The 17,220-nt window shown below is 59.1% G+C and carries 17 protein-coding genes and 2 pseudogenes; 12 read left to right on the top strand and 7 right to left on the bottom strand.

Annotated elements, in window-relative coordinates:
• Positions 1-220 precede the first annotated feature (220 nt).
• The 7 genes from NKH01_RS07345 (at position 221) to NKH01_RS07315 (ending at position 7,408) form a co-directional block, all read left to right on the top strand.
• A complete protein-coding gene (locus NKH01_RS07345) occupies positions 221-1,027 on the top strand; it encodes a beta/alpha barrel domain-containing protein (protein WP_352911031.1) in 807 nt (268 codons plus the stop codon).
• Positions 1,024-1,962, top strand: coding sequence for a PfkB family carbohydrate kinase (locus NKH01_RS07340; RefSeq protein WP_352548582.1), 939 nt, complete (start codon positions 1,024-1,026; stop codon positions 1,960-1,962). Before NKH01_RS07345 ends, NKH01_RS07340 begins: the two co-directional genes overlap by 4 nt.
• A gap of 149 nt (positions 1,963-2,111) precedes the next feature.
• Positions 2,112-3,257 carry an ABC transporter ATP-binding protein gene (locus tag NKH01_RS07335; RefSeq protein ID WP_353019782.1) on the top strand — a complete coding sequence of 382 codons (1,146 nt, stop codon included), beginning with the start codon at positions 2,112-2,114 and terminating at the stop codon, positions 3,255-3,257.
• A 708-nt stretch (positions 3,258-3,965) separates the two neighbouring features.
• Complete coding sequence (locus NKH01_RS07330; protein ID WP_031194880.1) at positions 3,966-5,219, top strand: ABC transporter substrate-binding protein; 1,254 nt, start codon at positions 3,966-3,968, stop codon at positions 5,217-5,219.
• A 158-nt stretch (positions 5,220-5,377) separates the two neighbouring features.
• Positions 5,378-6,259: a carbohydrate ABC transporter permease gene (locus NKH01_RS07325; RefSeq protein ID WP_502912608.1), complete on the top strand. Its 882-nt coding sequence runs from the start codon at positions 5,378-5,380 to the stop codon at positions 6,257-6,259.
• Between the two features lie 6 nt (positions 6,260-6,265).
• Positions 6,266-7,114 carry a carbohydrate ABC transporter permease gene (locus NKH01_RS07320; RefSeq protein WP_352591001.1) on the top strand — a complete coding sequence of 283 codons (849 nt, stop codon included), beginning with the start codon at positions 6,266-6,268 and terminating at the stop codon, positions 7,112-7,114.
• A gap of 54 nt (positions 7,115-7,168) precedes the next feature.
• A complete protein-coding gene (locus NKH01_RS07315; RefSeq protein ID WP_352590998.1) occupies positions 7,169-7,408 on the top strand; it encodes a ricin-type beta-trefoil lectin domain protein in 240 nt (79 codons plus the stop codon).
• 87 nt (positions 7,409-7,495) lie between these two features.
• Here the strand turns inward: NKH01_RS07315 and NKH01_RS07310 are convergent, their stop codons facing one another.
• The 5 genes from NKH01_RS07310 to NKH01_RS07290 form a co-directional block, all read right to left on the bottom strand.
• Entirely contained in the window at positions 7,496-7,894 is a 399-nt protein-coding gene (locus NKH01_RS07310) for a type II toxin-antitoxin system VapC family toxin (RefSeq protein WP_352516340.1), read from the bottom strand.
• Positions 7,891-8,157, bottom strand: coding sequence for an AbrB/MazE/SpoVT family DNA-binding domain-containing protein (locus NKH01_RS07305; RefSeq protein WP_031194881.1), 267 nt, complete (start codon positions 8,155-8,157; stop codon positions 7,891-7,893). The genes NKH01_RS07310 and NKH01_RS07305 overlap by 4 nt, the downstream gene beginning before the upstream one ends.
• A 400-nt stretch (positions 8,158-8,557) precedes the next feature.
• A complete protein-coding gene (locus NKH01_RS07300) occupies positions 8,558-9,166 on the bottom strand; it encodes a 2-hydroxychromene-2-carboxylate isomerase (protein WP_353019779.1) in 609 nt (202 codons plus the stop codon).
• 698 nt (positions 9,167-9,864) lie between these two features.
• Entirely contained in the window at positions 9,865-10,941 is a 1,077-nt protein-coding gene (locus tag NKH01_RS07295; RefSeq protein ID WP_023721864.1) for an S-adenosylmethionine:tRNA ribosyltransferase-isomerase, read from the bottom strand.
• Entirely contained in the window at positions 10,938-11,726 is a 789-nt protein-coding gene (locus NKH01_RS07290) for an SDR family NAD(P)-dependent oxidoreductase (protein ID WP_352885439.1), read from the bottom strand. The genes NKH01_RS07295 and NKH01_RS07290 overlap by 4 nt, the downstream gene beginning before the upstream one ends.
• A 254-nt stretch (positions 11,727-11,980) precedes the next feature.
• Between NKH01_RS07290 and NKH01_RS07285 the strand changes: the two are divergent.
• Together NKH01_RS07285 and NKH01_RS07280 are read left to right on the top strand one after the other, a co-directional pair.
• A pseudogene (locus tag NKH01_RS07285) lies at positions 11,981-12,237 on the top strand (LacI family transcriptional regulator); the annotation flags it as partial.
• A 486-nt stretch (positions 12,238-12,723) separates the two neighbouring features.
• Entirely contained in the window at positions 12,724-13,098 is a 375-nt protein-coding gene (locus tag NKH01_RS07280) for a hypothetical protein (protein ID WP_353019778.1), read from the top strand.
• A 681-nt stretch (positions 13,099-13,779) separates the two neighbouring features.
• On the opposite strand, the gene NKH01_RS07275 is transcribed toward NKH01_RS07280, so the two are convergent.
• Positions 13,780-14,745 carry a LysR family transcriptional regulator gene (locus NKH01_RS07275; RefSeq protein ID WP_353019776.1) on the bottom strand — a complete coding sequence of 322 codons (966 nt, stop codon included), beginning with the start codon at positions 14,743-14,745 and terminating at the stop codon, positions 13,780-13,782.
• A gap of 109 nt (positions 14,746-14,854) precedes the next feature.
• Here NKH01_RS07275 and NKH01_RS07270 point away from each other — a divergent pair, with 109 nt between their 5' ends.
• From NKH01_RS07270 to NKH01_RS07260, 3 genes are all read left to right on the top strand, one after another.
• Positions 14,855-15,766 (top strand): SDR family oxidoreductase, encoded by a 912-nt coding sequence (locus NKH01_RS07270; protein WP_353019775.1) that lies wholly within the window; start codon positions 14,855-14,857, stop codon positions 15,764-15,766.
• 2 nt (positions 15,767-15,768) lie between these two features.
• On the top strand, positions 15,769-16,359 hold the full coding sequence (locus tag NKH01_RS07265) for a DUF924 family protein (protein WP_353019774.1): 591 nt from the start codon (positions 15,769-15,771) through the stop codon (positions 16,357-16,359).
• Positions 16,360-16,654: 295 nt separating this feature from the next.
• The gene (locus NKH01_RS07260; protein ID WP_023721868.1) at positions 16,655-16,804 is read left to right on the top strand and encodes a hypothetical protein; all 150 of its coding nucleotides are present in this window, start codon (positions 16,655-16,657) and stop codon (positions 16,802-16,804) included.
• A 178-nt stretch (positions 16,805-16,982) separates the two neighbouring features.
• On the opposite strand, the pseudogene NKH01_RS35285 reads toward NKH01_RS07260, so the two are convergent.
• Positions 16,983-17,119, bottom strand: a pseudogene (locus NKH01_RS35285) (integrase); the annotation flags it as partial.
• Positions 17,120-17,220: the final 101 nt, after the last annotated feature.

Here is a 17,220-nt window from a genome sequence, read left to right as displayed (position 1 = left end):
TGCTGTTTGAATAGCTGCACACGCTAACCTTTCGAAAATCGAACCCCAAACCGGCAAGCGTTTGCGAATCCTTCGGATAGCGCGTCATCGTAGCGAACGCTAGCGGTCGCAATCGCAATCTTATATCAAAACGAAAGAAATCGAAATATTGAGTATTGTTTTGCTTTCGAGTTAGGGTCCCTCAATGTCAGATCAAAAATCGCGAAGGGACTGCACCGATATGGGCCTTGGAACTAAAATTCGCTTGTCGCGGCTGTTCTCGCATCGATCTGGAAACCTGTTCGGTGGTGCGGTCGACCATTTCGTAGGCTATGGCAACGTCCGTGAGGGCGGCCTTGCGGATCTCCCCGGCGCGCTCAAGCGAGTGATGGCCGGAGAGCCAGATTACATCAGTATTCAGCCTGGTGCGGCGCGTCATCTGTGGCCGGCTTACGCCGGCAAGGCGGCGCTGGTCATTCAGGCGGGGTGCTTTACGCCCGACGATCGGATCAGTCAGTTGATCGCGACACCCGAAGATGCCGTGCGCTACGGTGCCGATGCGCTGGCCGTCGCCATTCCGGTGCGGGGCGATACCGAGGGCCACTACATTCGCTGGCTTACCGATACGGTCAACGCTGCTGCTCGTTTCGAAATGCCGGTCGTTGCGCATGTTTATCCGCGCGACTATTCAAACGGCTGCAAGATCGTCTTCACGCCCGACGAGATCGCCTATGCAGTTAGGATTGGCTTTGAGACCGGCGTCGACGTGATCAAGGTCGGATACACTGGGGACTTCGACTCATTCAAGGAAACCGTCGCCACTTGCCCGGTTCCCATCGTTATCGCCGGCGGCCCGAAGACCGAGGATCTTCTGGGCGCTCTGACCCAGACCTCTGAAGCCCTGCGCGCCGGCGCGAAGGGTGCGGTCGTGGGGCGCAATTTGTGGGGGCATGGTGACACCACGATGGCAGCGCGTGCGTTCAAGGGCGTCATTCACGACGGGATGGCGCCGCAAGACGCTTTGGCGGTTGCGGCACGTGAGCCGTGACCGGCGATCTTCAGGTCTTGGGCTTCGGAGCCTTGGCGATTGACGACATCATCTATGTCGACAGCCCGCTGGGTGCCGGCAAAGGGAGGGTGACAAATCGCACGAGGGACCACGGCGGCAATGTGGCGACGGCACTGGTTGCTGTCGCCAAGTTGGGCGGGCGTGCCGGTTTCATCGGCTGGCTGAGCGATCAGCCACATTCAGATGTCAGCGCCCGCGAACTTGAACGACACGGTGTCGACATATCGTTCGCGCCACGTCGTTCCGATGCCAGGCCGATCCGGTCGGTGATCACTGTCGCGCCTAATGGTGACCGGTTCATCGCCTATGATGATGATGTGCCGCACGGGACCTCGGATGCGCTGGCCGACAGCGTCCTTGCGCAAGCCCAGGTACTGTTGATCGACGGCTACGCCACGCAGGCGGAGATGGTCGTTGCTCGTGCCCGCACGCTCGGTCTGGCGGTGATCGCCGATATTGAGTGGACAATCGGACCTGCAACCGACCGATTGATCCGCCTATCAAATCACCTCGTATTCCCTCTGGAATTTGCGCAGACCTATACAGGCGAAAAAGAGGCGACGGCGATCCTGCGCAAGCTGTGGTCGGATGACCGCTCCGCGGTCGTGTTGACCGATGGCGATCGAGGCGCCTACCTCCGGCAAAAGGACGATGCCGTTTTGTGGCACGTTCCGGCCTACAAGGTCAGGGCAGTGGACACGACCGGCGCGGGGGATTGTTTCCATGGGGCCTATGCCTTTGCCCTTACACAGGGAAAGCAGCCTGTCGCCTGCGTTATTTATGCAAACGCCGCGGCCGCGATCTCGGTAACGGGCCGCGGTGGCCGTATGGCTCTGCCAGACCACAACGCCTGTCTCGCGTGGATGGCGAAAGAAAATGCGCCTGTGCCCATACCGATTACGTCGCCAGACTGAGAATTCATCGCTCGGATATTGCCGCTTCTGGTGGAACGTCCGGGGAGCGCGCCTTGGCTGCGCCGATGACACTGCCGGTTCGATCTGCAGTCGCGCTGGGTGGAGGCTATTCGACGTTTAGCTAGCGCTGATAATAGGGAGGATGTGACGTGGCCATTGTTGTGTTGGACAAAATTTGCAAGACCTACGGGACGAAATTCCAAGCAATCAGGGATCTTAGCCTGACGATAAACGATGGCGAGTTCCTCATTCTCGTTGGCCCTTCGGGATGCGGAAAATCGACTGCCTTGCGCATGATCGCGGGGCTGGAAGAGATCAGCAGCGGAACCCTGAGCATTGGCGGCGAGAATGTTGAGGATCTGGCGCCGAAGGACCGCGATATTGCGATGGTCTTTCAGAATTATGCCCTTTATCCGCATATGACAGTGTTCGACAACATAGCCTTCTCGATGAAGCTTGCGGGGAAGAGCAAGGCCGAGCGCACGAAGCGCGTCCATGAAATTGCAAAGACCCTGCAATTGGAAACGCTGCTCGACAGTAAGCCGGCGGCGCTGTCAGGCGGACAACGCCAGCGGGTCGCCATGGGGCGCGCGATGGTGCGCGAACCGGCGGCCTTTCTCATGGATGAACCCTTGTCAAACCTCGATGCCAAGCTGCGCGTGCAAATGCGCGCGGAAATTGTCAGCCTGCAAAGACAGTTGGGGGTGACCACGATTTATGTAACACACGATCAGACCGAAGCCTTGACCATGGGCGACCGGGTTGCGGTCTTAAAAGGCGGTGTGCTTCAGCAGGTCGACACGCCAAAGACACTGTACAATCGGCCAATCAATGCCTTCGTGGCGGGTTTCATCGGGTCGCCATCGATGAACCTGTTCGAAGGCCGTTTGCACAATGGCAGGATCGACCTGCCGACCTTTTCGATCCCGGTGCCGACGAGTGCGTTTGAGCGCTCGCCTGGTCTGACCGCCTTCGAAGGCAAGACACTCATCTTCGGCATACGCCCCGAGGATCTCTACGACAGCAGTCTGGAATCGGGATCGCGCCATGCCACTCTGCCGGCCATCGTAAAGTCGACGGAGGAATTGGGATCCGAGCTTGTCGTTCACCTGAGTGTCGATGCGGTTCGAATCGATTCCGGCGACCCAGATGCCGTTGAAGATCTAAGCGGTGCGGCAAACGCCGTAGCGAGGTTTGAAGCCGTCAGCGCGGTCCGGCCGGGCGAGTTGATTAATCTTGCGATCAACGCGGCCAAGTTGCACTTCTTCGATCCCCAGACGCATCTCGCAATTTAGCGTGATCCGCGAGGGTTGATCCGGAAAGAATCGGACGCGCAAATTTTGTTAGACGCTGGCTCCGCTCTGGTGTGCGAACCCCTCGCTCGACCATCAAATCGGTTGGTTGAGGGTTATTTTTGGGCCGTGACTTCTAAGCTGCAAGATCGTAGCCGGCCAGGAGCCAAGCATTCGTGGGCGACTAAGATCGTTGGCTTTGCATCAAGGGAAATTTCGGGCCGTCCTCCTTGGCAAACGGTGCAACCCTGCTCGACATCGTTCAGCGGTGCGACACGCCGATTTTTTCACCGGGAGCTCGAGATCGTCTTGTGCCCATTGGTCACCCAACAAAGCGACCAAGCGATCAAGAGTCGCCTGAACGCCGTCTAAATTGCGACGTCTTCGCAAGTGCGTGACCTCGCCGAAAGCCCGCTTTTCCGCCCGATCGATGCGCCTTTCATTTGTTTTCTTTTGAGCTAACAGGCTTTCGTTTGTTTACGAAATTAGCGGAAAAATGCGACGCGAGCAATGTGTACAATGGAAAAAGCACCTCCTCGGAACTCAGACAAATCGCGTTATTATTCAACTGCTTACATTTATTTCTGGCTTCGCATTATCCCAGCCATTCTTCACGATCCCAGTTCTTGATTGACACAAAGACCCGGAAGGGAACCTAGTTTGATCGCGATCGGGAGGATCGAGCCAAAACATCGCTCCGAGGAGGGAAACATGAACGTCAGTAAATATATTGTAGCGGCTTCGTCCGCTGTGGCCGTCTGGGTACTATCTGCCACCTGCGCCTTCGCTGAGACCAATCTCGAATTCATCCAATGGTGGGAGCCCGAAATGCCCGCTGGCGCTCTGCGTGGCATCATGGATGAGTTCGAAGCTAAAAACCCTGGCATCAAGGTGACGCTTGTCAGCGGCCCCTACTCCGCCACCCATGATCAGATCGTGGTCGGCGCCGCGTCGGGTACGCTCAGCGATGTCGTCGGCCTGGACGGCGCATGGGTCAACGGGCTTGCAAAGCAGGGCGCAATCGCGTCGATGGACAGCCTAATGGCCGACGCCAAATATGACCCGAGCCAGATCGCTGACATCATCAAGGTCAACGGCCAAAGCGTCATGTTCCCGCTAGCCTCGTTCGTATACCCGGTCTTCGTCAATCTCGATCTGGCCAAGGCTGCCGGTGTCGACAAGATGCCGACTACCCGCACAGAATTCGCCGCTGCCGCGAAGAAGATGACCAATACGGACAAGAACGAATACGGGTGGGTGCTGCCGCTATCGCTGCAAAATCCCGGCGGCATCCAGAACGACGTGATGTCTTGGGTGTGGGCTTCCGGGGCGTCGATGCTCAAGGACGGTAAGCCCGATGTGGAAAATAGTGCCGTGGTCGGTACGCTCGAATACATCAAGTCCCTGCAGGACGCCGGCGTCATATCGCCAGGCATCTTTGCCAAGAAGGAACAGGACAAGGTCGAAGAGTTCGTCAACGGCCGCGTTGGAATGATGATCGACTCGCTGGCACATATCAATCTTATCCGCCAGCGCAACCCCGATCTCAAGTTCGGCATCTCTGCCCTGCCTGCGGTTGATGGCTATTCGGGTAAGCGCGGACTGCCCTATGCCTCGTGGGGCATCGGCATCAGCAACAGCACCGAGCACAAGGCTGAGGCCTGGAAGCTCGTTGAATATCTGATGAGCCCGGAAGTGAACGGCCGCCTGGTATCGCTCGCAAACGCCTTTCCAGGCAATGTGCACGCGAAGCCTGACTTCTCGAAATCGGACCCGCTATTTGAGGAAGCCTTCAAGATCTACCAAAGCGGCCACCTGGCCAACGAATTCGTGGGCCTGCCCGTCGCCGAGGACCTGATGCGAGACATGAACGTCGAAGTGCAAAAGATGTTCGACGGCCAGCAAACCGCAAAGGACGCGGCTGCCAATACGCAAAAGCAGTGGTTGGTTGACTTCGCCAAGTAGGCGCAGCTCCAGACAATTCCGGCAGCGCGATATGGTTCTATCGCGCTGCCGCTGCATCGTAACCAGACGATACGTTCCTACGATCAAACGGGTTACACCTCATGAGCCTCGCCAACGAAGGTCTGATCGTCACGCCAACGAAAGTGCGCAAGCGTGGCATGATCTCTTACAAGACAAGAAAGAGGCTGATCCCGCTGTTTTACGTGGCACCAGCCACGTTTTTGTTTTGCCTGCTCATGCTGTTTCCCATGATCACGGTCCTGCGCTATTCGCTGATGGACGGCGCGATCATGAAAAAGGACGCTGCTTTCGTAGGGTTGCGGAACTACGTGACGATCTTCGCAGATCCGGTTTTCTGGCAGTCGGTCGGGCAGACCCTCTATTTCACGGTGATGAGCGTCATTTTCCATCTTCTAATCGGCTTGGCCTTCGCGCTCTTGCTGAACACCCAACGCGTCCATCCGGTGATTAGAAGCATTCTGCGTGTTCTCTACATCTTGCCCTGGCTCTTTACGGCAGTGATCATCGCGATCATATGGCGGTTGCTTTTGGATCCCAACGGCGTGGTCAACAGCATCCTGATGGCGCTCCATATCGTCAACTTCAAGGTCGAGTGGTTCTCCTCGACGAAAACCGCGCTCCATGCGTTGACGTTTGCGAACATCTGGGCGGGATACCCGCTTTACATGGTCAGCTTGCTCGCCGGTCTGCAGGGCATCCCCAAGGACCTTTACGAGGCCGCAGGCATCGATGGGGCCAATGAGTTCCAAAAGTTCCGGTACATCACGATTCCGCAGCTGATGCCGATCATCGTCAGCATCGCCTTGCTGGATTTCATCTGGACGATGCAGGTCTTCCCGCTGGTCTGGATGACAACGGGCGGTGGCCCGATCCATGCGACCGAGGTGCTAAGCACATATACCTATAAGCTTGCGTTTTCGAGTTACGAATTTTCACAAGCCTCGGCGAGCGCGATCTTCATCCTGATCATCTCGATGGGCGCGACTTACTTCTACATCAAACACCAGAAGGCCAGGTGACCGGCAATGGCAAAGCGCTCTTCTTTCAAAAACACCGTATTGCCCACCGTACTGACATATCTGGGGCTCGCGGCCGGTCTGGTCTTTGCAGGTTTTCCCATCCTGTGGATGTTTTTCACTTCGTTGAAATCGAACACCGAGATCTTTGCCCTACCGCCGAGGCTGCTGCCCGACCATTTCACCAACGTAGCCTACCTTTCGATCTTCAATGATCCGGTCAAGGTGCGCTTCTTTCTCAACAGCTATCTCGTCGCGGGAGTGGTAACGCTTCTGACGCTGCTGGTCGCCATTCTTACGGCCTATGGCTTCAGCCGCTATTCATTCCGTTTTAAGAATACGCTTAACGTCTTCATCATCAGCACGCAGACCGTCCCGCCGATCACGCTTCTCATCCCCTATTTCGGCATGGTCGTCGCCTTCGGCATTTTCAACACCTATTTCGCGCTGATTCTAACCTACATGGTGTTCACCCTGCCTTACGCAATTCTGCTGATGACCGGCTATCTCAATACCCTGCCAAGGGAACTCGATGAGGCGGTGTTGGTCGATGGCGGGTCAAGTTGGACAGCGCTGTGGCGTGTGGTTATCCCTCTTTCAGTGCCTGGCATCGTCGCGACTGCGGTCTATACGTTTCTGTTGGCGTGGAATGAGTTCCTCTTTGCGCTCACTTTGACGAAGTCGACAGACATGCGGACCGTTCCAATCGGTATCGAGTTGCTAATGGGCCAACATGCGTTCGAATGGAACGAGATGATGGCGATGAGTGTGCTGGGATCGCTCCCGCTTCTGATCCTGTATCTGATTGCACAGCGTTATTTCCTCGCAGGCTTGGCCGCCGGGTCGGTGAAGATCTGAGCGGCTGGACTCCCAGTTCGCCGCTCTCGTCATCCCGTTGAGGGATTGGCCGGAATGGTGTTGCTGAACACAAACACCCCCAATGTCCGGCTACCCGGTTCGAACGTGATCGTCCATTCCTGCCAGCAGGGAAGCAATCAACGCTGGGATCATACTGGCGGCCAACTTAGGAGTCGTGCTTCCGGCCTATGCTTGACCGCGCATGACGGCGCACAGTTCACTATGGAAAGCTGCACTCCCGGCACGCGCAATCAGATTTGGCACCTGCCTCTCCTGCCTGCCGCACCTAGATGATTGTGGCACGGGACAAACAGAATTCGATTCCTCGCAGCAGCCTCTAACAGACGCGACAGCGCAGTGCGAAAGACCACCGCGGAAAACTTAGGAAAGAAGCTGTACGGATTGTCCCTGCGCCGAAAGCAGTTTGGCGGCCTTCCGGTCAAACGAGACGAAAGTCTCCCCGCCAAGCCAGCCGCCGTCAAAAGCGATCACGCCGTCCGCGAAATCGCCGCCGGCATCGAGGACTGACAGCCCTGCCTCAACTGCCGGCCGGTTGACGACAACATTCGCGGTGTTCAGCAACGCCCGGATCGCCGCGGCAATATTTTCGCGCTCTGTCTGGTATTGCCTGGCCAGAACCCAGGCGAACTCGCACAAGGCCTGCAAGCTCACGGCCACGATGTCCGCTTTGGCCAGCAGGTCGACGGCAACGGCCGCCTGCCCCTCATCATCGGCGACATAGGCGCGCAGCAGCACATTCGTGTCGGCCGTAACCCTCATTCCTTGCCGGACCCGGCCGCGGCGCCCGCTTCCGCTATCGCCTCGTTGATCTCCTCGATGCTGAGCACCTGGCCGTTCGTCTTGCCTCTGAGGAAGCCGTGGAGGTCCCGGAATGACCCTTTCGCCCGTGCCGCCTTCAATTCCGCCCGACCGTCGGGCAGCAGATCAAGCTCGATCTTCTCGCCCGGCTTGATGCCCAGATGTTGCAGCACGTCCTTGCGGAACGTCACCTGTCCCCTTGTCGTCACTGTCAACGTTGTCATATTAAACATTTCCTGTTCATCGCAATAAGATAATGCAAATCTGCATTATTATCAATGCAGATCGTCGGGGCCAAGCTTGGCGTCCATGCGGCGACAGAATCGCATTCCTGCCGTTTAGAAAGCCGCCAGGCACTGTGGATTCGCTCTCGCCCCCTAGTTCGGCAGATTCGTTGATTTCCCAACGTCGAGTGGATCACGAACGGTCGCTTCGAGTATCTCGAGATAGCTTTTTCGACGTTGGGGCCGGTCTGGACCGCTGCCCTCCATCTGCTCTGCGATCTTCTTCAGATTTTCCGCCGCCGGCCAGAAACGACCATCACCTTGGCGAATTCGCTTATAGCGGACAAACAGGGCAGGTCAGCCACGATTGGCGGATCCAAGGGGCTCGCGCACTTCCGTGCTAATGGACATCTTGCAACCGATGCCGACCGGTTGCCCAAGAAAGCGCTTCTTCGAGCCGGTCGTCTCCCCAAAAAGTTTCGCCATTTACCACGAACGCAGGCGAACCGAAAATTCCGTATTCGCGCGCCGCATCGGTTTCCATCTTGAGCCGCTCGTGGGCGGCGGGTGCGTTGGCCTGAGCGATCACCGCATCCACGTCTTTGCCGAGTGGCCGAAGCACGTGTTCAAGGTGGGCTCTGTCGCCGAGGGCCACGCCCTCCAAATACCAAGCCTTGAAGCTCTCGATTGTATAGTCCTCACACCAGCCGCCTTCCGCGGCGACCATTGCAACCCTGTTGGCCAGAAGGTCGGGGTCGGTTGGCCAGATGGGCGCAGTTACGAAGGGTAGCGCGTGAGTTCGCGCCCTGCGCTGCACGTCACGCCACATGTATTTGACCTTGGCGGTCTGCGAGCGAAGCGCAATGTTGTTTTCCGCCATGACGGTGCGGACATTGAATGGACGCCATCTGACGGTAATGCCAGCGTCCCTCGCCAAAGAGCCGATACGCATGACGGAGAGGTATGCATAACCACTCCCAAGGAAATAGAAAAATTCGAGTTGCCTCATCCGCTGTCTCCTCGACACTGTCTAGAGCCCGGGCGTTCACGCGATCGTCGACGCCACCACTACGCTGCCAGCTGCCCTTACCAAGACTTCACGCGTCGCCTCCCAGTTTCCTGGTCGTCATGGCGCATCGAAGGCATCCTGCCCAAACATCAGGGTAATTGCTGAGTTCCTGTATTGCGCAAGCGAGATCCCTGTCTTCGTTCTGTGAAAAGGCTTGCCGAATTGCTTCCCAACCACGCAACGTTACAGTGGAAGAGACGATCCACCTGGCATCTTCCGCCTAGGCTGAAGCACAAGCTGCTGCCTTGAGCCGGTTCACGAGCTGCAAGGTATTCTCTCGTGATTGGGCAAAGTCTAAGCTAAAGCCAACTATAGCCTCCTGCCTCCCGACGCACACTATCGCCCAACGTTGGAGCGTAGGCAATATTGTATTAGCGTCAACTTGAATACCGCCATCGTCGCTCCCGGCTCACCCTGGCGCGGCGAATAGGCATTGGTGACGTGGTGGCGATCACCGCGGCACAGGGCGCGGGCCTATCCGCGTCTCAGCCGCAGCTCGCGCGTGACTCCCGGCGACGAAATTCGAACTCCGGACCCCTAGAGTCGAAGTTACTAGTGTCGAAATAGTTGTTTTAGATGAATTACTTAATCAAAATGTCGTTTTCGAAAGCCCTGGAAATCCAAGATCATCGGATCGCCTAGAGTAGAGGCTTCGTCTCGCGCACTTCCTGTTCTGTCCGCGATCGATCCAGCCGTTGGCGATTGAGCAGCATGGAATCGCCGAATTCATGCGTGCGATATCGGTGCTCGGCGAAGGCCGCGGAGGCCTTGGCGAGCAGAGCATCGTCGGCAAAGGCGCGCAGCAGCTCGAAATGGCTTTCGCCGGGCTGGTGGACGCCTGTTAGAATCGCATCGACCACGCGAAGTGGGGTGCCCCGCGCGATGCGCCCTGTCGCAATGCCATTTGCGGCACGCACATTGCCGCCGGGATTGGCGGCTGCCTCAAGTGCGCGCACTACGCTCGTGCCGATCGCAATGATGCGGCTGCCGCGCAGCTTCGCCCGCGCGACCTGCGCCGCGGTGTGCCCAGGGATGCGGTATGGCTCGTCGAAGGGAAGGCGCGAGTCGAGCGCGGGATCGCCGGTGGAAGAGACGCCCGCAGCATGCGTGAGTGTTGCAAAGCCAACGTCGTGCCGACGCCAGGCTTGGAGCGTGCGCCAGTCGAGCGCGAAGCCTGCCGACGGCGCCTCGAACGCGACCGGCCCGGCGGCAATCTTCGTCCAAACATCCCACAGTGCCAACGGCTCGGGAACATGCGCGTATTGGATCGGCCGGCCGTGCTGCGCCAGTCCTGCAAGCACCGCTGCGCGGTTGCCTGGGAAGTGCAACTCGAGAAGGCGTGGATGGTCGAGAAGGCGCTCGACGACGGCGTCAAGCGAGCCGAGCCGGAGGCGATCGCCTGGTGACAGCGGAGGTGGAGGCAGCCGGTCTTCCGTGCGCGTCCGGTGATCGCCCGCGCCGAAGGCAATCGCTACGAAGCGCGTTGGATCGGGAAGTGACAGCCAGCCCGCCAGGCGGATCTCGATCGCCTCACCGCTTGGGACATGCGTGCCGAGCAAGCTGGCAGGCAAGGTCGCGGCGTCATTGGCGACGACCAGATCGCCGGGGTTGAACAGCGTCGCGAGTCCAGCTCGCGGCAGGTCGCGCATCGTGCCGTCCGCCTCGACGACGAACAGCCTGGCGGCGCGCCGATCCGGACGGTCGGCGGCAATCATCCGCGTGTCTCGGCGAGAAGTGTTGCGCCGGCCGGCAGCGTGTCGAGCATCTTTTCGATGATCTCGGCAGCAGCCAGGTCGGGACGCTTCAATGTCGACGGATCGGCGTCAGGAAGCGCCAGCGCGTGCAGCGGGGTGTCCATATCGCCGGGGTCGAGCGCGAGGAGCCGGATGCCGTCGGCCTTTGCCTCCTCGTCCCAAATCGCCGTCAGTTGAGCAAGAGCGGCCTTGCTCGCACCATACGCGCCCCAGCCGGGATAGGCGTTCACCGCCGCGTCGCTGGAGATGTTGATCACCAGTGCGCCACGGCCCTCGCGCGCGGACGCGGCAAGTGCACCGAACAGTGCTTTCGTCAGCCGGAACGCGCCGACGAGATTGACCGCGAGCGCATTTTCCAGCTCCTCGCACTCGGTATCGGCAAGGAGCGCCATTGGGACGGGCCCGAGGCTCGACGCATTGTTGATCAGAACGTCGAGCCCGTCTAAGCTCGCGGTGACCTGCAACGCGATCGGGTAGATGTCGTCCTTTTTGCCGACGTCGCCGACAATGCCATGTGCGCCTGTCTCGTCGGCGATGCGTTCGACATTCGCGGCCGTGCGGGCAACGAAGGCGACGAACGCACCCTCTCTGGCAAGCTGCCGGACAAGCGCCAGTCCTAGACCGGACGTGCCGCCCGTGACTGCTACACGAAGTCCCTGAAGATCAATGTTGGTCAGCATTGATGATACTCCTTCAATTCGTACAACCAGTTTGGTACAAGCTGAAGTTAACTTGAGGTCAAGCATTCATTCCGTGGATCGATGCCGACCAGACTCACGTATCGCGGCGCACCTTCGCCTTGTCGGCCAGCGGGCTGATCGCATGCGAGCGGGCCGGAACGGGCGCAAGCGCAGCCGCGATCGTGCGGAGCCGGATCGCCTTATCGTCTTGACGCCGCGTATTGGCTGTCGATCGAGGCGATTGGCTCCGAGTTCGCCGTGATTATCAGGCCGGTGAAGGAAGCGTGTCGCCGTGCAAGCGCCATCGGGTTGCGGCGGTGGAAACAATTCTCAGCCTCGCCGAACGCCACCAGTACACTACCAATCTGCAGGCGCGGAGCTTGCGGCGTTCGCGATCGGGCCTAGTCGGCCTGATGCTGCCCATCCCCGACAATCGTTATTTCTCCGCCATGGCGCAGACTTTTGAGTGACATGTGCGCAGCCGGGGCCAATGCCCGGCCGTGGTCAGTGCCAGCCGCGACCAGGAAGAGGAACGGCGGACGCGGAGACGCTGACCTCCTATTCAATCGACGGGTTGGATCGCTTGGATCGCTGGGATCGGTTGGATGCTCCGCTGCGACGGTTCGCTCGGCCGATTGGGGCCCCATCGCACCTCAAGAGGCATATTGTGCAGCTCTTCTTACTGCTTTACTTGGTCGCGAAATTCATAATAGGACCTATTTCCGTAGGCTCGGTCATCTAGATCGAGCGTCAGTCCAATCTGATATGCCGCCTCTGGATCGGAAAGCCTGAAAGCTCTGTGGTGGCTTTGGTACAAAGCATGAAGGTATTAACCGGAGGAGGCCCGTCCAACGGTCCGCAATACTGACCACCAGTTCAACCGGGCGGTCGATCGACTCGAACCCAGGGATGAGTGCGTCGATGAAGTTACACCAGCAGATCCAGACACCCCAACCTCCTTCATAAGCGAGCTGGCGCCTATTGGCGAGCTTTTGAAGCTCGGGCTAGGCTATGATAACGGGTGATTAGTGGTGCGAGTTGACTGCAAGGAGAAGGGAAACGTTTGAGCCGCATTTTGGTAACGGTCATCCTAGCAATCTCCTTCACAATACCGGTTGCTTCAGCTGGGCAGGGAGAGCAGCAAAACATCAATTACTTGGCACGTATGGCAGATGGCAAATTGCATCGGGCTGCGGCAATTTCAGGTAACATCTATGGCGTATTGAAAAGGTGCCCGGCGCTGAGACCAAGCGAAAGTGGAAAAGCAATGATGGCTGTCTCCGTCCTTTTGTACGACGGGCTAGATAAACACTTGGCGCCTAATCCGGCTAAGTTCGAGAGGGCGATCCGCGTGTTTGAAGGCGCTTATCGTAAGGCTGCTCTGAGCAATGTTGGTTGCCAGGCCGAGAAGGCCAAGGACCCAGATAGTTACCGGTAGATGTCTGCCTTGAGGCCGATCCATATCGCGGGAATTATTATGGCCGTAGCCAAGAAGGACCAGGAACGCGCAACCTACGTTTGGATGCCGCGTGTGCAGACCCGCAAGGATGGGAGGGAACGCGCCGTGCCGGACTATTGCCGAGCATGCCGAGGCACGGGTTGCACGGCTTCGACGCCCTGCCGATTGGCGGTGAGCCGAAGCCGGTCACGAACCTAACGATCCGACCTGGGCATTTGGCACCGACTCCTAGTTCGATCCTCGTTCGCTTAGGATGACCTTTTTTCACGGACCAGCGACCTCGCGACGGCTGCTTCGGACGACAAAGTCCAGTCGGGACTCGGATTTCTCAAAGCAATCTGCGAGAACCCGGGGGCAACGATGGAACGGCGCTTCGCACAAAATGATCTCGAGTTGTCGGAGATCGGTTATCGGTTTGAGCAACTCGCCACGCACGTAATGGTTCAGGGTAGATCGTTATCGGATGATGCAGGCACATCGGCTTTCGGGAACTCTCATTTGACGATCGGAAAGAGCCGCAAAGCGATCCAGCAGTCTTTGGGACCGGAGGCGGATTGGCAGCGTCGGACCTCGGACCTTCAAAAGCGGACTTCAATTCGGGAGCATCGCTGCGAACTCACCTGACACGACCTTCGCTCGCGCTCTACGGCAGGTCAGTACTTAGCCGGGCGGTGCAGCAAGAGCGGATTGCCCGGTGCGTTTTAGTAGACCAACAAGCCAGGCTAGGCCCGCATCCATCATAGCGACCTTCGGCACGATGCTGTTCATCTTGAAGTGACCGAGCAGGAACGGCGCATCGACACCCACCACGCCGAAACGGCTGGCGTGCATAGCAACGAAGCGGCGTGGATAGGCTGAGATCAGATCCGTTTCGGCAAGCACCGCCAGTCCGAACATGAAGTTCGGAACAGTGAGCGCAACTCGGCGCGACAGCGCTCTCTCAGCCAGCACCTTGTCGACAAAACCCTTTGGATCGCCCGCGCTCGACACAACCAGGTGTTGCATGGCGCAGTAATTTTCCAGGCTTGGGTCCTTGGCGAAAGAGTGGCCGGCGTGCATCGCGATTACGAAATCTTCCTCATAGATCGTGTCCACCGCAAATCGCACGGGGAAGTCGCCGAACGGAACGACGGCGAGGTCCATCATGCGCGATTCAAGCTCGGCGATGGCGTCGCGCCAGGCAAGAGTTGGCGACGGCTCGCCCGGCCTGGGCAGCAATTGCCGGATGCTGATGTCGATGCCAGGCGCTTCCAGGCGCACTTGGGGGAGCAGCGGCGGCAGGAACACGGACGAGGCCCCGTCCGGCGCGCCGATGACGAAGCGGCGCATCGAGCGGGAGGGGTCAAATGGCTCGGCGCTCGCAATCACCGACCGTACCCGCGCCAGAATCTCGGCCACCGGAGCAGCCAACTCCGTTGCCCGGTCGGTGGGCACGACGCCGCGCGGCGTTTTCAGGAACAGCGGATCGCCTAGCAAGGAGCGCAGCCGCCCAAGCCCATGGCTGACGGCCGATGGTGACAGGCTCAGCCGCTCCGCCGATCGACCGACATGACGCTCCTCCATGACGACCTCGAACAGGACCAGCAGATTGAGATCGACACGGAATAGGTCAGTTTGATTCATCATATTCCTGAAATCATATCACTGGATTCAGCAGAGTAAAGCTGCGAATTGGCTGGCCGCAGCGGAGGCAGTCCTGCCGGCCGCGAGACGTTCATCACCGAGGAGCAAACTCATGCGTCACTTCCCCAGTTCAATTTTGGTCACCTGCGCCGGCGGCGCCCAGGGCTCAGCCATCGCGCAAGCATGCCGCGCGGCAGGCGCGACCGTACGCGTCCTTTTACGCAAAGGCGCGCCCGACACATTTGGCGACGGCGTCAACATCGTGCGCGGCGACCTCGCTGACGCCCGCCGTGTCGGCCTTGCCTGCCTTGGCGTTGATGCGGTGGCGCTGACGCTGCCGCTCAATGCCAGTCCCGAGGAAATTCTGCGCTACGGCCGCAACATGGTCGACGCGGCGCTGGAGGCGGACGTCAAGCTAATGGTGTTCAACACCAGCGGCCATGTCTCCAGGCTCTCCGGCACGGCGCTGATGGACGCCAAGGTCGAGCTCATCGACATGATCAAGGCTTCCGGCCTGCCGTCGATCATCCTCAAGCCGACGCTCTATATGAGCAATGTCGCCACCCCCTGGAGCGCCGCGGCGATAATGCACCACGGTGTATTCCCCTATCCGCTGCCGGCGGATTTCCACACATCGTGGATCTCATGGGAAAACATGGCAGCTTATATCGTCGAGGCGATGCGGCGGCCGGAGCTTGCGGGCGCCAGCTTCGAAATCGGCGGACCCGAGGCGCTGACCGGGCCACAGATGGCCAATATCCTGTCAGATATTATCGGCCGCGCCGTCGAGTATTATCCGGTTCCGCTGGCAGACTTTGCCGACAACGTGACGGCGATGCTGGGCAAAAAAGCGGCCGATCAGGTCGTCGCCAACTATGCCTGGATCCACCGGCAGCGCCCGACGCTTCTGACTGTCGATCTGCGTGAGACGATCAGCGTGCTGCCGATCAAGCCGACTCCGTTCGCAGACTGGGCAAAGGCTCAGGATTGGCCGGCACTGGCCGGCACCGTGAAGGCGGCATGATCATGCAGGCGCTCAAGATCCAGAACCGGAAGAATCGGACCGGGTTCGAAGATGTGCCCCACGATGCCGCCGAAGTCATCGACTTCTGGTGGCTGGTAGGCCCCACCGTATGGTTCGCCAAAGACGCGGCCTTCGACCGCGTCTTTCGAGAGCGCTTTCTGCCGCTGCACGAGGCAGCGGCGCGCGGCGATTGCGACGACTGGGCGGCGACGCCGTATGGCGCCCTGGCGCTGCTGGTGCTGCTGGACCAGTTTCCGCGCAATGCGTTTCGTGGCACGCCGCGCATGTATGCGACGGACAAGAAGGCCCGCCGCGTCGCGGCGGACGCCATCGATGCCGGGTTCCAGCATGAGGTGCATCCATCGTGGCGGCTGTTCTTCGCGCTGCCCTTCGCGCATTCCGAAAACATGGCCGACCAGGACCGCTCGGTGGCACTGGCCCGCGAGATCGGACCCTCCGACACGATGCGCGCCGAACACCATCGCGACATCGTACGCCGGTTTGGACGGTTTCCGCACCGCAACCCGATCCTCGGGCGCCAAATGCGACCGGAGGAGCAGCGTTTTCTCGATGACGGCGGCTTCGCCGGCTGACCAAGGTCCGTTGGCTTCACTCAACCAACGAGAGATGATCATGATCTGGACCGAGACGATCGGCTTCCTCGGAAGCTTCTTCGCCGTTCTCACCTACTCAATGAAGCCTCAATGAAGCCATGCTGTGGCTGCGCATAACGGCGGTGCTGAGCTGTTTGTGCTTTGCCGCCTATGGCGCCCCTCATCGGCAGCTTACCCTGAGCCTGATGGAACTGGTGCTGCTGCCGATTAATGCCTGGCGCCTGTTCGAACTTCTCCATCAAACTCAGCCGGGCCGGATTCAGGGGGCCCGAAAATGCCAACACCGCATCTCTGGCTGCTGCTCCGGTGGGCGCTTTCCCTCTGGGTGCTCGGCCGGATCTGGCTTGTGATCGCCGCTAGCGACCGCTTTCAGGAAGTAGCAGAGCTCGTCTCAACCGCCGAGACGAGGCGCAAATTCGCCTAGCGCCTCAACGCCGCATAGTTCCGCCTTTGATGGGCGACAGTGGACCGGCGGTTTTCGGGATGACCATCTTCCATGCCGAACGGCTGTGATGCGACGCATTGCGGAAATCGAGCCCGTAACTGAGCGGTGGCTTTTCAGAACATGATGACCTCTCCGCGAAGTCGAGAGGCCATCGTGATCAGATCTCGGTTCCCTCGGCGATGTGAGCGCGTCCCCGACCTCGACATCCGGATGGCGAACCGTATTCTCGATCTCGGTGTGCCCAAGCAGGATCTGAACCGCCCGGAGGTTGCCTGTTGCCTTATAAGAAGCGGATCGAAACCGGAAGTTCGACGCGAATTCAACGGAGAGCTCGCCGGCTGTTCACGCTGCTCTACGCGCTCAGTCCTAAGACAAGCCGCCAGAGAACTGGCCTT

Source organism: Mesorhizobium sp. M1403 (assembly GCF_040317695.1).
In the GTDB taxonomy this organism is placed as follows: Bacteria; Pseudomonadota; Alphaproteobacteria; order Rhizobiales; family Rhizobiaceae; genus Mesorhizobium.
The sequence above is the reverse complement of the archived record's forward strand: the minus strand, read 5'-3'. Positions and strand labels throughout refer to the sequence as shown.